The sequence below is a fragment of the Halodesulfovibrio spirochaetisodalis genome (assembly GCF_001672295.1).
Lineage (GTDB): Bacteria > Desulfobacterota > Desulfovibrionia > Desulfovibrionales > Desulfovibrionaceae > Halodesulfovibrio > Halodesulfovibrio spirochaetisodalis.
Window position 1 is genome coordinate 60,852 of the sequence record NZ_JXMS01000012.1, and the last position, 15,601, is coordinate 76,452.

Below are 15,601 nucleotides of genomic sequence, written 5' to 3' on the forward strand. Positions count from 1 at the left end.
TTTTTTGTTTTTGGTTAGTTGTTAGACTATTAGGTTGATGATCCTTCTTGTTTGGGGTGCTGTTGGGTAGCGTTTAATGCTTCCTTGAAGTGCTTTAAGGTTGGATGCAAGTACTGTTTTAAGTAACGTTCAATAATAACACCAGATATTTTAGAATTGCGTTGGGTAACTTTTGTTTCTAGGTTTTCTATAATTTTTTCAAACCAAGCTAGTTCGTCACTTAATGCAATAGCGTGTACTGAGAGTTTATATCGCTCTTCCAATCCTCTTGAAACCCAATACCCTGACTTGTGAACGTTATCGATAAAGGACTCTGTGACTTCTTCAACGGGAAGGAGATGAAGGATTGGTGTTTCTCGGTATAGAGAGCTGTTGGCAAAAAAATCGTAAAAACTTTTTCCTGCCCCTTTTATCAACGGAATTATTTTATCTAAAGTCTGCTCATAAGTTTCTTCACGAAGAAATTTTTCTTTTTCTAAGAGATGGTTTTTGATTTTTAGAAAGTCTGAGGCATCTCCATCGTGAAATATTTTATTTTGCCATGCATCATCAAACCCATCTGTAACACTTGAATCACGAAATGGAACGTACTTAGCATTGGCTGTAGCAACGTCAATTGCTTTAATTGAAATTTCTGTTAATTCTTCAACGTTAGGTACATTCAACCCTTTTTTGCTGTACGAGATAAGCATAGCAGCGACATGAAGGATTTCTCCGCCACGTAACAATTCATCGTTTTTTAACTGATTTTCAACAGTGCTACAAAGTTGATCAAACTCATTGTCAGATAACTTGGTATAGTTCCAAAGTTGCACCCACGCCGGAGAGTGTTCCTCTTGAAATATTGGTGAGTTTTTTAATTGAGTGGAGATGGAGTCAATATTAATAATACTATTGAAAAGAAGGTCTACCCACTCTTCTTTCGAAAGTAAGTAAGAGTTAAAAGTGAAATGCGTATATTTTTTTCGAAGGTTTTTATATATGTTTTTGGGGAGTTCTTTGGGGTTGCTAGAATCTTCGGCTAGCATTTCTATTACTGCAAAATGTTCAAGATCATTCTCGTGCTGTTTAATTTCGTCTTTTGTAACGTCGCCAGATTTAATTTCAAATGAAAGTGCAAAGAAGTGGTGGGCAAAGTGTAGAAGTAATTCTTCATGTTCAGAGATTTCTGAAGGCAGTTTTTCGTAAAGGCGATCAAAGTCTTGAGTCGCTTGACGCAGGTGACGCAAGTTCATGTGTTTAGCAACATGAAATGTTTTGAGTAACTCATTTTTATGTTGTTGAAAAAATGAGCAGAGACATTCTGAGCGAACTTCTCTTATGAACCCTTCATATGCAATGTCTGCTTCTGGTTTTATTGAAAATGTTTTTCCAATAACCTTCTCTTTTATTTTATTATAGTCTTTTTTTGTAGCTTCAAAGCGCTCTTCGTTCGCAAGAATAATGACTTTGTGTTCTCCATGTTCAACGAAGGCGTTTATATACCCAAGGACTGTCTCTATAGGGATGGCGCAGCGTTCTAAGTCATCAAAAATTAGAATTCTACTTTCTGTGTCTTGCAAGTATTCAGGTAATGATAAGTCAGGGAGCTGTGGTGAAGCCGTGCCATCAGCGTTACCATCGTCATCTAAATCGACTTTAAATGCTCCTCTTAAAAAGCCTTTTGCAAATTTGCCTGCTAAAAGAACTCCCTTTGAGCTTAAAACGGGATGAAGTTGCTTAAAGAATTCTATTTGGATTTGATTACAATCTGTCATTCCATAGAGGCTGACATATATAAATTTTTTTTCTGACTGTTCTAACTGTTTAATTTGTTTTTTTATAAAATGTGTCTTGCCAGCCCCCCATTTCCCAGTGAGTAAAATGGCATAGTCTGGAGACTGCGGTAAAGAACAGTAGTACTCGAGAAATTCTTCAATATGCTTGTTTGGCGATGGCCGTTGAGCTTGAGTCATATTCACTCCTGTAACTATTTGTCGCTATAGATAATCTTGTATATGGATGGGCGTTGTAAATGTCTAGTGGGGTAGGTTGTTGCAAAGACAAACAAAAAAGCCCCCTACCAACCGTAGGGGGCTTCTTCATTTCATCTAATTCCATTCCAACATCTTTCTACTTCCTCACCAACCCTTCTGCGTCGTCGAAGTGAGCGGCGGCAGCGTAGACGAACTTTTCCATGCTTTTCAGGATGAAAACAAGCTCTGGATATCGTTCGCTGCAGTCCTCGTGCATGTATTTGAGAGAACGGGCGATTTCGTAGAGATTCATTACATGATCTGTCTGATCTGAATGTTCGATCTGTTGATTCATGCTGCTACCCTCCGATTGATCGTATTTGTTTTGCGATCAACAAGTAGAGTAACGGTTCTTGGTGGGATTCCGGCGGGAAAAGTGACTGATAGTGTCATGTAGCAACTCCTTTGGTACTTTGAGAGTTCTAGAAGTTGACCTTAGCTAAATAAAAAAGGTCAGGAGCTCTCAAACCGTCCAAAGGTACGGCGGAAGGTTTTTCCCTTTCGGGTGTTGTATGACCTTCGCACTCCCGACCAAAATATTTGGTATATGCAAGTAATGATATTTCCGTTCACAAGATGCACTAATCCTAGGGATCGTGCATCTTGCTCATAGAACGCAAAAAGCCACTTTTACGGGAGCGGTTAACCGCCTTTGGTAAGGTGTTTGAGAGCACCTATGCAGAGATTAGTCTCTTTTAGGAGCAGGTGTCAATCTTGGACAGAGCGCCGGTGTGCTATCTGCATGGCTTCATAGAGAATAGGAAAAGGATCGGGAGTTCTCAAACCGCCACTCAGCGCGGCGGAAGGATTTCCCCATTCGGGTTTTGTATAGCCTACGCACTCCCGATCCAAATATTGGTGATATGAAAGGAGTAAAAAGGTCAGGAGCTCTCAAACCGCTACACAGGAAACGGCAAAAGGCTTTTCCCTTGTGGGTGTTGTATCACCTTCATACTCCCGACCTAAATATATAGCTCATTCTAGGGACGGTGCTTGTTAAGCCTACCTCACCAAGAACGCTGATTACGGAAACGAATGCCGTAGGTAAAGATTACAGCAGGTTAAAACTAGTCTTTTAAGATAGTTGGTGTCAACTGGATGTAAGGTGGGGGAAGTACGGAGCAAGGCTACTAAAAAAGGCTGGCATTGATGAAATGCCAGCCCTTGTGAGCGAAGAAAATTCAGCAGTGTCGGGTAAAGGGAGGTGACTCCCTCAACCATACTAATCTCTTCTTGTTGTGTCCCAGTACATAGGCTTCATCATTGCGTCGGAAACAATGGATTTTCCGCCAACTTCCGCCATTGAGCCTGATTTGATTTCTCGCATTTTCCATGCATCAATTCTGGTCAATGTGTCATGGAATGGTGGAAGAACCCATGTTGGGGCAAAGCCTCTGGAGCCGTAATATTTCGGGTATCCCAGAACGAAGATAGCATCTACGCCCATAGCGCCAAGTTGCTTTACGCCTTCTTCAATAAGCTCCTTACCAATCCTGTCTCCTTGATATTCTGGCAGGACGCCGATTGGAGCGAGCAGGTAGCACTTTTTGTCAGGGTGATCGACGAGGGTAAGCGGGGAAAAAAGAATATTCCCGACTCGTTTGCCATCTCTGACTACATCAATTGAGATTGTTTTCGGGTCAGCAAGTAAGTTAGCAGCCAACTCAGAAACCATAGGGCCTTCTGATTCGCCAAAGGCTATCAGGTGCAATTCTTTGATTTCTGCAATTTCTTTTTCTGATCTTTTCATTTCCGTGTTCCTTTTTAATCCGCATTGACCGACCGGTCGGTCACTGGGTTGGGTAAAAAATTTTTCAAATGGAGCCTTATGGCTCACAATACTTCTTAATGAACTGTTCTCTAATGAGGTCTAACGGGAATTCTTCTTCAGAGAAGAGGTAATGCATGGCAATGCCATCTATCTCTGCAATGAACAACAGGCTGCGAATGTGGCTGTTTTCTTCAGATATTGCTGAAAATATGCTGCCTACAATCCCACGCTGGAACTGGCTTCTTTCTGCAATTAAGTCGGCGATGATTTCTCGCGTGGATGGCTGCATCATTACATTAAAGTTGAACTGATACAGTCGTCTGTGTTCCGGCTGCGCCATGGAGTCAAAAATAGTATTTATCAGTGATAGCAATCTGTCTTTAGGCTGACCAGTCATATCGATCTTACCGGATACTTCTTCGACAACAGTGGCTATTGTTGCAAATGCTTCGCGCAGCAGTTCATTCTTGTTCTTAAAGTGATGGAAAACCAGCCCCTTAGATACGTTAGCTTTTGTGCAAATCGCAGATGTAGATGTCTTGTCAAATCCGTTCAGACAGAAAAGTTCAATTGCTGCTTCAATAATTAATTGTCGTTTGTCCATATCTACATCCTGTACTAGCGCTGCTGACCGGTCGGTCAGTCATTGTTTTTAACGGATTTGCTTTGTTTGTCAACTGTCGCATTCACGGTGTCATAACTATAACGGATAATTGTTTTATAATGAAGCTTGTTCAGCGAGTGCCTGAAAAGCAAAAGCCTTCACCGTGATTCGTATAAATCGCTGTGAAGGCTTTTGTTATTGGTACTATCGGGTTTACTGGCGGAAACGCCGTGATGAATTTTCTACAGATGATTCATCTAGGATTCCGCACTCTTCTTACTCGCCAAAAGGTTAATGGCGATAAAGACAGATGTTCCAAGCATGAGTAGCAGTGAAATTGCGTTGATTACAGGCGTCGAGCCATCGCGTACCTGCAGGTACAGGTTGATGGGGAGCGTCGGTTCTGAACCCACCAGAAACAGGGTGGTGTTGAAGTTTTCAAAACTCATCAGGAATGACACTGCAAGGCCGCTAACTATGGCAGGCCGTAAGAATCGTAGAGTGATATGCCAGATTACTTCAAACCGTGTTGCACCAAGATTAAGGGCAGCTTCTTCCAGTGTTCTGTCAAACTTCTTGAGTCTGGCGGAAATCAGCAGGGTGACAAACGTTGTAATAAACGAGAACTGACCAACAACCACCAGCCAGAACCCCGGTCTGAACAAGGGAACATCCAGTCCGAATGAATCTTCAAAGTACATTCCCGCTGTGTTACTGGCCAACAGCAGGGAGATACCCAAAATTACGCCCGGAATAACCAGCGGTGCCAGCATGATGAAGTAGAGCTGCTGCTTGAAACGGAAGTCTTCCTGCTCGAACAGGAAGGCAGCACATGTACCGACGGTGACGGACAGGATGGAGACAAAGAACGCGGTCTGAATACTTGTCATGATAGAGCGCAAGTTGTTTGCATCATGAAAAATACCGACTCTGTCAGGCGTGTTGGCAAAAAACCAGTCCAGTGTTGCCCCGTACCACGGAAGTGAGGGGAAGTTGGAGTTGTTGAACGCCAGAACACACGTCACCAGCAGTGGGGCAAAGAGGAAAATAAAGAAGCATGCAACAAAGATTGAATAGCCGCTTTTATACCATCTAGGGTTAGGAAGTGACCGGATCATGCTACCACCTTGCCTAATGTTTGCTTGGTAACTTTAAGGCCGAACCAGATGATTAACGAGGAGAGCAACAGCAAAAGGAAGCCGAATGCAGCGCCCTGATTCCAGTTAAAGCTCGCAATAAACTGGTTGTAAATCTGCTCTGTAAACCAAAGCGAGTTTTTTCCGCCCATAAGGTTTGGGGTAAGGTAGTTCCCCAACGACAGCATGAACACCACAATACAGCCGGATGTAATCCCCGGTTTTGCATGCGGGATAATAATATTCCATGTTGTCGAGATAACCCCGCCACCGAGATCAAACGAAGCCTCCACAAGGCTGTCATCCAGACTTTCCATAACAGAAATGAGCGGAACAACCATAAAGAGCATGGAAGAATAGACCAGACCCATGATCATTGTTGCGTCGTTATACAGCATCTCAATCGGGGTGGTGATAATGCCGAGCTTCAAGAGAAAGAAGTTGAGCACGCCGGACTCGCGCAGCAGGATCATCCAGCCGTACACGCGTACCAGCTCACTCACCCAGAATGGCAGCAGAAGCAGGATAACATAGGCTCCGCGCAGTTTGTTGCTGGCAACTTTGGCAATATAGAATGCGATGGGAAAAGAGATCATCAGCGTAACAACTGTGGTAATCACAGAGTACAGTGCAGTGCGCACAAAGGTAACCCAGTAAATAGGCTCCCTGAAGAATTCCATATAGTTTGCTGTGCTCCAGACCAGATCACCCATGTCATTTTCCGCTTTAAGCGACATGATCAGCAAGTCGATGTGCGGAATAATGATCAGCAAGCCAAGCCAGCCAATAACCGGCGCTAGGAAGAGCCAGAACAGCAGAGATTTTTTCTTGGTAAACGCTGTCATATTACTCTTCTCTTTTAAAACAGATACCGGACTCTGGCGACCAGCCGAGTGATATGCGGTCACCTTTCTGGATGTAGTCGTACTGTCTGTTCTGCGGCAATGAGACTGTCAGTTCCCTGCCTGCTTTTGTCACTGTGAGAAGACGACTGTTGGCTCCATCAAACAGAACGGCTTTCACCGTTACCTGAAGCAGGTTCAGGCCGGAAACATCATGCGGGTTAATAACAATGGCCTCTGGGCGTAAGAAAAGATCTACCTTTTGCCCGATGCTGACGTTGTCTTTGCTTCGGGTTTTAAAGTGCAGATTAGAATCGGTTTCAACGGCAATGCAGTCGTTCTCAATGCCGGAAACCGTTGCAGACCATGTGTTGTTGTCCCCGACAAAGCTGGCAACAAAAGAGGTTGCTGGCTCTGCGTATAATTCTCTTGGTGATGCGATCTGTTCAAATACACCGTTTTGCATAACCGCAACAGAATCGGACATGACAAGTGCTTCAGACTGATCGTGTGTAATATAGATAAAGGTCGTGCCCACTTCTGACTGAAGTTTTTTAAGCTCTACCTTCATTTGTTCGCGTAGCTTCAGATCGAGCGCCCCCAGCGGCTCGTCCAGCAGCAGAACTGTAGGGTCAAGGACAAGACAGCGGGCAATGGCGATGCGCTGCTTTTGTCCGCCGGATAGCTGGTCTATCCGTTTGTTGGCATATTCCGGCAAACCTACCCGCTCAAGGATCTCGTGTACCTTTTTCTGTATGGTTTGCTTATCAACGCCTCTTCTGTGTAGTCCGAATGCAATGTTTTCGCTGACATTCATCATTGGAAACAGTGCAAGATGCTGGAACACCAGATTAACAGGGCGTTTGTTCGGGGCAATGCCGAGCATGTCTCTTCCGCAAATTTTCAAAGAGCCGGATGTGGGGTGGTCAAAACCTGCAATCATGCGCAAGAGTGTTGTCTTGCCACAACCGGAAGGGCCCAAAATAGAAAAGAATGACCCTTTGGGAACATCAAAAGAAATATTGTTTACTGCTGTGAGTGCACCAAATTTCTTAACAATATCTTTCGCTGATAAATCAATATTCATTAAATCCAAACTTCGTTAAATACTCGTAAAAAAAGGAGTGACCTGTACAGGCCACTCCTATGCACACTAGTTTGCTGCTTTAATTTTATCCAACAGTTTGCCTTCAATAGCTTCAATATGAGCAGGCACTGGCGGATACCATTTGATATTATCAATAGTATCTTCAGAGAATGATCTGGAGAAGTTGTCTGCTACAGCTTTATCGAGGAATTTAGCAACACCGACAGCAGCGGTTGCGTATTTCTCTTTGTTTGTGAACATTGCTGCATTTTCTGGACGCATGATGAAGTTAATCCAAGCGTATGCAGCTTTGGTGTTTTTAGCTTTGGCAGGAATAGCAAAGGTATCAATCCAGCCAAGTGCACCGGAAGCAGGCGCAATAAAATCAATGTCCTTGTTTTCTGCATGAAGCTTCCAGCCGCCGTTATCCCAAGCCATAGCAACAGTCACTTCGCCGGAACGCATGGACTGAAGCAGTGCATCGCCGTTAGTCCAGTAGTTCTTAACGATAGGCTTTGCTTTGATGAGCTCATCAGCAACTTTGTTCATGAGTTTTTTGTATTCAGTTGGGCTGCCGTACAGAGCAAAAGGATCTTTACCCATAGCAAAAGCCATAGCGATGAGAGTAGGGCGTTTTAAGCGGTAGCTAACGCGACCTTTGTATTTTTCACTGATAAGTGCAGTGTAGTCGGTAGCACCGGGAGCTTTTGCGGTATTAACGATTAAGCCGCTTGTGCCCCAGCAGAATGGAACAGCGTAGGAGTTGTTTTCCACTGCTGTGTTACGTTTTACTGCATTGAGCATGGACGGAATAAAAAGCGCACTTTTAATCTGGGAGTAATCCATCGGCTGATAGATTGAGTATTTTTTCTGAACAGAAGAGATTCTGTCCTGACTTGGTTGAGCAAGGTCAAAGCCGGCGCCGCGAGTTGCTCTGAGCTTCGCAATCATTTCTTCGTTATTGGAGTAGGTAACTTTGACAGTGTAGCCGGTCTCAGCTTCAAACTTTTTAATCAGTTCGGTAGGCGCGTAGCCTTTCCAAGTGAGCAGGTTAAAGGTTTCTCCAGCATGAGCTGAAAACGTAAAGCTAAGAACCATCATTAACGCAAGCAGAATAGCCTTTTTCACCGTAATTCTCCTAAAATAAAGTAAAAATAATCCTTCTCTAAGTTCGTTGACGCCCTTTTAGTACAATTATGTTACATTTCGTTAACGCTTCGCACGGAACAGGCTTTATATCAAGTTTTAATCTGTAATAGTCTATAATTACAAACTTTTTTGAGTGATCTTTTCTTGAGGGAATGTTGAACGATCAAAGAGGGGGGATCAACTTCTCTTAGGTACGATGTCTACTCGTTTCGTCGAGAATTAATTCATCACTTAGTCAGTCACTAAGTGTCAGATGGAGTGAGGGGAGATGCTGGTGAAAATAATTTTGAAGGAAGTAATGAGGGAGAGCAGTGCACCATCACAGAACAGATGGTGCACTACATAGTAGTTTTTAGTGCTGGTCGATATATTTCTGCAACTGCTTGTGCCATTTTACGGTGTCGTATTCTTGCGGGTCAGTCGGCTCGTTTAGTAAAAGATCAACTAAATGGCGGGGAGTTTTTCCGCCAATATATAACGACTTGATGCATGATACACAGTAGACACAGACGTCTTCACACGGCATGGAGTCAGCACGTTTTTTCATTAATCCGTGTACCTTTTCCATAGGTAGTTTCGGATAAAAATCATCACCGCAGCATACTGAGCGTGCGCTATGGCGTTCGGCTTCAATGATCTCAATATTCATTTTGGTCAGCAGGCTACGAACAGCTCTGTGAACTTCAGCTTTGCCACGAACAGGGCAGGCGTCATGAACGGACATCTGTGCACCTTGGTAGTCTGGGAAGTTGAATAAATCCAGACTGTCCAGCACTTCCCAGAGTGATATGGTTGTAACCCCTTCGTATAGGCTGCTGAAACGCTTATCACACCCTGCGCACACGTTGATGATGACTGAACCTGCATCCAGTTGCGGATCATGTCGGCAGCAGATTTTATGGAGTTCTGTTTTTGTATAGTTCTGATTCAGGAAGTGCAAAATGGTCTCTTCCATCTCCGGCTTGTAAATACTCAGCGCACAGCCCGGGTTGAAATATGTTTTGCGTGTCATTGTGTTATCTCCTTAGTGGTCTCTTACCCGTTGCGGGATGGAAAAACGACCCAGATATTGCTGTGTGGTACAGGCAGTAGTGTTGGGAAGCAAGTCAGGCAATACTTGCGCTGTGTCCTGCATTTTTTACGACAAAAAAGCCCCCTGCATTGCAGGGGGCTTCATGATTCCACTTCAGTGTTGTTTATTCTTTCATCCGCTCTTCCATACCGTCAAAGTGAGCGGCGGCATTGTATACAAATGTCTCCATGCTTTTCAGAATAAAGACAAGTTCAGGATACTGCTTGCAGGAAACGGCAGAAGGCTTTTGCTTACGTAGGCATGGATTTTCTTACTCTTGAACTACTCGTAAGAACAATCCTCTTTGAAGCATTAGCCAAGTCAGCTACTGTTCGCGCATACTTTCGCTTGTGTACTTGAGTAGAGGGGATAGAAAGAATTCTATCAGGCGGCGTTTTCGAAGTTTAATTTCAGCAGATGCCGTCATTCCTGGAACAAGGTTGAGTTTTTTGTCGTTAATTACAAGGTATTCTTTTGCGAGTGAAATCTGCGTCAGATATACGTAACCAATATTTTTTTCGAGAACAGCATCCGCAGACACATAGCGAATAGTTCCTTCTATTGTCCCGTATTGGGTATAGGGGAACGCTTCTAGTTTTACCTCAACATGTTGTCCCGGATAAACGAAACCGATGTCCCTATTCAGCACCTGAACCTCAAGTTCAAGTCCGGTATCATCTGGCACAAGTGACAGCGCTGTTTCTCCTACTTCGATGACTCCGCCAATGGTGTGAACCTTCAGTTGCTGCACTGTCCCAGAAACTGGAGCCACGATACATTGTAAGGACTTGCGACGGCGGGCTTTAATCAACTCTTTTTCAACTTCAGCAAGTCGCAATGAATTCTGGTTTTTTTCATGAAGCAGTTGTTGTCTGAAGGTCACGATAGCTTTTTCCGCTTCTTTTTGAGTAGATATGATAGCTGATTTTGCTTCATTTAGTAGTTGCGTCTCAGAGTGCAGATCTTGCTCTAAAGTGATCCTGTTTTGCTCGCGCACTAGCCAGTCGTATTCGCTACCCATTCCTTGTTCGTAAAGCTGCTTTAAGGAGTCTGCCCATTTTTTAGAGATTGGCAGTAGTTTTTTGAGCTTTTCCAACTTGCAGGAAATACTATTTTTTTTTGCAGTGAGCTCTTTTGTTTTGTTTCTTATTACAGAGAGTTGAGCGATAAGTGCCCGTGCATCTTCTTGAACTTGGTCTTCATACGACAACAGGAGATGGCGGGGAGGTGTTTGCTGATCAAAAAACAATGTCAGACTTGATGGCGCTGGAGAATTTTCAATATCCCAATTTAGCAATGCGTTAATTCTTGCTGCTTCAAGCGTTAGCTCCATGAGATTACGATCAAGCCTGTCAATGTCGGCTTGGCTTGATGTCATGTCCATTTCAATGAGAATGTCACCTTCATTGACATGCACACCATCTTTGACAGCAATGTTACTGATTGTACCGGTTTCCAGTACTTGTATTGTTTTGATGTTTCCTTTTGGGATTACTTTGCCCGACGCAATTGCGACAACATCTGTTTTTCCTAAGCATGCCCAAATAGTAATAAAAACGAATGTTCCCATAATGGACATCATAATAGCTCGCCCTGTTGGCGATGGAGGCGTTTCAGTTACTCTCAGCGCGGCAGGGAGGAAGTCAGTACCTTTTGTGGGGCGTGTGATGCCAAACAGCTTTAAAAAAAAGTTACGCATTAACTACCTCGGAATACGTCATAGCGGTTGCTCCGGCTGTTTGGTAGTTCCACAGGTTGGCATAGTATCCCTTGGATGCAATAAGCTCTTTATGTGTACCAATTTCTAAAACTTTTCCTTTGTCGATAACGGCGATTTTATCGCAATTCATTACTGTACTGAGTCGATGCGCAATAATTAAGACAGTTCGACCGTGGCTGATGGCTTTCATATTCTGCTGGATGATATATTCAGACTCATAGTCTAAAGCACTGGTTGCTTCATCAAAAATAAGAATGCGCGGATTTGTGAGTAACGCACGGGCAATAGCGATTCGCTGGCGTTGTCCTCCCGAGAGAGTGCTGCCATGTTCCCCCACAATCGTGTTATACCCATCAGTCAATTCCGTTATGAACTGGTGTGCTCCTGCTAGCTTTGCGGCACGTATGACAGCTTCAATTGGAATGCTTGGTTCAGCAACGGCAATATTATCTTTGATAGTACGGTTGAACAGAAGATTGTCCTGCAGCACAACGCCAATTTGTCTGCGAAGCCATGCAGGGCTGAGAAGGTTGATATCCATACCGTCTATTAAGACTCTGCCTTCTTCTGGCACATATAGTCGTTGTATAAGATTCGTTATTGTACTTTTGCCAGACCCTGAACGCCCAACAATTCCTATGGATTCTCCTGGATTAATGCTGAGAGATACCTTTTTAAGGACTCGTGGAGCTTTTGCGGAATATCTGAAGTCAATGTTTTCCAATTGAATTGCGCCTTTAATCGGCGGTAGAGAGAGCTGTGCATTACCTTGATTTTCAGTTGGTGTATTTAGAATATCTCCCAACTTCTTTAATGAAATTCCAGCTTGCTGGAAGTCTTGCCACAGCTTTGCTAAGCGTAAGATTGGGCCACTCACTCGCTGTGCCATCATGTTAAAAGCTACAAGCTGTCCGACTGTAATGCTCCCGTTCATTACGGAGTGGGCTCCTATCCAGATAATAAGCAGTGTGGTCAGTTTTGAGAAAAATTGTGTTGCTTGTACCGCAATGTTGCCTAGGTTGTCGGCTTTAAATGCCGAACGAACATAATCAGCAAGTTTTTCTTCCCAGGAACGTTGGAATTGCGGTTCAATAGCCATGGATTTAACCGTCTGAATTCCAGTCACTGTTTCTACTAAGAAAGCCTGATTATCGGCTCCCCGCATGAATTTTTCATCTAATCGTTTACGCAACAACGGCGTTACGAACACAGATAACAGTATATAGCAGGGCATAATACCGGCGACTACACCTGTAAGCAGAGGTGAGTAGAGAAACATGACTGCAAAGAAAACGAGAGTGAAGCATAGATCAACGATAAGAGTAAGTGCGGAACCCGTGAGAAAACGTCTGATTGTTTCAAGTTCTCGAACCCTCGCAACAGAGTCGCCAACTCTTCGGCTGGAAAAGTACGCTGCAGGCAACTTTGTTAAGTGATTGAAAAGACGGGCACCTAATACAACATCAATACGGTACGCTGTGTGTGAGAAAAGCCACGTTCTAAGCCCGCTCAAGAGGACTTCAAATATTGAAGCTCCCAAAAAGCCAATGGCGAGAACATCTAGTGTTGTTGCACTCTTATGTACTAAAACTTTGTCCACAACCACTTGAAAAAACAGCGGAGTCATTAATCCGAATAGTTGCAGAAAGAACGAGGCACAGAGCACTTCGAGCAACAATCGTTTATATTTTTTTATTGAGGGGATAAACCACTCTATATTAAATTGCCGTATAGCTGATGGAAGTATGGTTCGTTTAGCAAGGAGAATGACCTTGTCATTCCACATGGCAGCAAGCTCATCCAACGAAATGCTTTCAGCTTTTGTGCTCAGAGGATTGCGGATGAGAGCAGAGTCTGCTGTTATTTTTCCGATAACACACCATGTGTTCTCTTTTGTTAAAAACATAGCAGGAAAAGGAATATTGCTAGCTTCGTCCAGCTTCCAGCTTTTAACCTTTGCTTTGAGTTTTAGAGAGGATGCTGCGTTTAGCAGTTGCTGTTCGGATAGATTTTTTTCATCAGCCCTAAATTCATGCAAGAGTGTGTCTGCATTTGCTTCAATATCAAAGAATCGAGCAATATATATTATGCAAAATAATCCGGTATCAATGCTTTGTTGTGCCATAAAGTGGTCTCAGCAAGTTTAAAAGATAGAAAGAACGGTCTTGTTCTGCAGAACAAGACCGTTCTAGTTATTTAAGCTGTAGTTTTAGTGATATCTACTGCAAAGCTGGCAAATTGTTCAGCTGTGTATGTTTCATTAGATGCAGCGAAGTAGAAGTTTTCTACTGTGTATGAACCATCACTTGCGTACCAATCTTTAAATTGCATAATGTCTTTGTTATCATTTACGCCAATGAGAAGATTATTATTCTGTTTGTAAATATTTACAGACGTCACACCGTCAAAATATGCAGTGTCTGTTCCTTCATTAGCGTTTTCGACTACAGTATCAATTTGGGAACCTGCACGGAAGACGTAGATATCGTCTCCTTCGCCACCTGCCAGATAATCTGTTCCAGCTCCACCGTCGATAATGTCTCGTCCTGCACCGGTTACGATGATATCATCGCCACCCATACCAAAGATTTTGTCATTATTAATAGAACCGACAAGTTCATCCGCAAAGTTAGAGCCTTGGAGCTCTTCAATGTTGGTAAGTGTGTCACCTTCGGCTTCGCCACCGGAGCATACTCCACCCGAAAGATTTACCTTAACGGCTGCTTTAGAGTGGATGTAGGTTGCGGTGTCTATTCCATCTCCACCGTCAAGCAGGTCAGCACCAGCACCACCTTCGAGGCTGTCATTGCCAACTCCACCATAGAGTTTATCGTCACCTTCATTACCGTTAAGGCTGTCATTACCGCTGTCCCCGTATAGTCTGTCATTTCCTTCATTACCAAATAACAGGTCAGCGTCATCACCACCGTTAATCAGGTCATTACCCTTGCCACCGCTCAGGATGTCAGTGGCTCCTCCGCCAGATAAAGTATCATCACCAGCTTCGCCATGAAATTGGTTTGCATTATCGTCACCGATTAGCGTATCATTTTTATCTGAGCCTTGGATGCGTTCGATGCTTTCAAAGGTGTCTCCCTCCGCATTTCCACCAGTGGCGGTTCCATCTGCAAGAGAAATCTGCACTCCTTCCTCAGAGTTAATATAGAAGGCAGTGTCGAAACCTTCGCCACCAATAAGTTGATCAGCTCCTTCTCCTCCGATTAATAAGTCATCTCCCTCGCCACCGTTGAGTACGTCGTCCCCTTCATAGCCATACAGCGTATCATTTCCCTTGCCACCGCTAAGGTGATCTTTAAAAGATGCGGCACCAATAAATTGCGTTTTAATATGTTCAGATGCTTCTCGTTCTCGCATTTTATAGTACGGGTGGTTTTTATCGATTTTTTCTAATTGTTCTATAGTAAACTCTTTGAGCATCTGCTCTTTGTGTTCAGAATAAAAAGACTGGTGAATCACGTCGTCCAAACTGGCACCAGACAGAACGTTGTCTTCATCATTCCCAATAATTGTAGTTCCTCCCATAGAACCTGTGGCATTTTCAATACTAATTAGTGTATCTTCAGTTGCATCAGATCCTGTCACTGTATTTGTTGTTAAATCAATAGTGACAGAGGACATAGAGGAAGCATAGGAGACTGTATCAAAGCCTTCACCACCGTCGATGATGTCTGCACCTTTACCACCCTCTAATACATCGTTTCCTTTTCCACCATACAACTTGTCATTCCCAGAGCCACCGTTAAGGTAGTCATTGCCATCATGGCCATATAAAATATCTGTATCTGTTTGACCAAAAATCCAATCATCACCGCCTCCACCATGAAAAATATCCTTAAATGAACGAAGGTTGTCAGAGCCATATTCATGGTTATAAACAAACCTTCCGAGATTTTGGCTATTACCAGGATTCCCGTCATATATTAAGTGAAAGTTCTTTCCATATTGGTCACCATCAATAATTGTGCCCTCTGAGCTGGAATAGATTACTTCGTGTGTACCTTCTTCAAGATGTTCAATGACTCTGAATCCGCCGTGGTCTCCTTTAGGGTTATTAGGGTCTCCATTTGGGTTTCTAATTTCAACAACATGGTCTTTTAAAAACTCTTTTAAGTAACTGTCGTGAGGTTTAATTGGTTGGCTCATTTTTTTCTCCTATTATATTGTTTTATATTTTTTTGGGGGGA

At 43.4% G+C, this 15,601-nt stretch carries 12 protein-coding genes; all 12 read right to left on the reverse strand.

What is annotated here, in order from left to right; genetic code table 11:
- Positions 1-29: 29 nt before the first annotated feature.
- The 12 genes from SP90_RS08570 to SP90_RS08625 all read right to left on the reverse strand — a co-directional run bounded on the left by SP90_RS08570 (position 30) and on the right by SP90_RS08625 (position 15,560).
- A complete protein-coding gene (locus SP90_RS08570) occupies positions 30-1,955 on the reverse strand; it encodes a P-loop NTPase fold protein (RefSeq protein ID WP_066854586.1) in 1,926 nt (641 codons plus the stop codon).
- 157 nt (positions 1,956-2,112) lie between these two features.
- A complete protein-coding gene (locus SP90_RS08575) occupies positions 2,113-2,310 on the reverse strand; it encodes a hypothetical protein (RefSeq protein ID WP_066854588.1) in 198 nt (65 codons plus the stop codon).
- A 927-nt stretch (positions 2,311-3,237) separates the two neighbouring features.
- Positions 3,238-3,765 carry a GNAT family N-acetyltransferase gene (locus tag SP90_RS08580; protein WP_066854590.1) on the reverse strand — a complete coding sequence of 176 codons (528 nt, stop codon included), beginning with the start codon at positions 3,763-3,765 and terminating at the stop codon, positions 3,238-3,240.
- 76 nt (positions 3,766-3,841) lie between these two features.
- On the reverse strand, positions 3,842-4,390 hold the full coding sequence (locus SP90_RS08585; RefSeq protein WP_066854592.1) for a TetR/AcrR family transcriptional regulator: 549 nt from the start codon (positions 4,388-4,390) through the stop codon (positions 3,842-3,844).
- A gap of 257 nt (positions 4,391-4,647) precedes the next feature.
- Entirely contained in the window at positions 4,648-5,508 is an 861-nt protein-coding gene (locus SP90_RS08590; RefSeq protein WP_066854594.1) for an ABC transporter permease, read from the reverse strand.
- Positions 5,505-6,371 carry an ABC transporter permease gene (locus SP90_RS08595; RefSeq protein ID WP_066854596.1) on the reverse strand — a complete coding sequence of 289 codons (867 nt, stop codon included), beginning with the start codon at positions 6,369-6,371 and terminating at the stop codon, positions 5,505-5,507. The genes SP90_RS08590 and SP90_RS08595 overlap by 4 nt, the downstream gene beginning before the upstream one ends.
- Position 6,372: 1 nt before the next feature.
- Positions 6,373-7,455, reverse strand: a complete 1,083-nt coding sequence (locus tag SP90_RS08600) for an ABC transporter ATP-binding protein (protein WP_066854597.1) — start codon at positions 7,453-7,455, stop codon at positions 6,373-6,375.
- A 66-nt stretch (positions 7,456-7,521) separates the two neighbouring features.
- Positions 7,522-8,583: an extracellular solute-binding protein gene (locus SP90_RS08605; RefSeq protein WP_066854599.1), complete on the reverse strand. Its 1,062-nt coding sequence runs from the start codon at positions 8,581-8,583 to the stop codon at positions 7,522-7,524.
- Between the two features lie 373 nt (positions 8,584-8,956).
- Positions 8,957-9,616, reverse strand: a complete 660-nt coding sequence (locus SP90_RS08610) for a (Fe-S)-binding protein (protein ID WP_066854601.1) — start codon at positions 9,614-9,616, stop codon at positions 8,957-8,959.
- A gap of 385 nt (positions 9,617-10,001) precedes the next feature.
- A complete protein-coding gene (locus tag SP90_RS08615; RefSeq protein ID WP_066854603.1) occupies positions 10,002-11,375 on the reverse strand; it encodes an HlyD family type I secretion periplasmic adaptor subunit in 1,374 nt (457 codons plus the stop codon).
- On the reverse strand, positions 11,368-13,521 hold the full coding sequence (locus SP90_RS08620) for a type I secretion system permease/ATPase (RefSeq protein WP_066854605.1): 2,154 nt from the start codon (positions 13,519-13,521) through the stop codon (positions 11,368-11,370). Before SP90_RS08620 ends, SP90_RS08615 begins: the two co-directional genes overlap by 8 nt.
- A gap of 71 nt (positions 13,522-13,592) precedes the next feature.
- On the reverse strand, positions 13,593-15,560 hold the full coding sequence (locus SP90_RS08625; RefSeq protein ID WP_066854606.1) for a calcium-binding protein: 1,968 nt from the start codon (positions 15,558-15,560) through the stop codon (positions 13,593-13,595).
- Positions 15,561-15,601 lie beyond the last annotated feature (41 nt).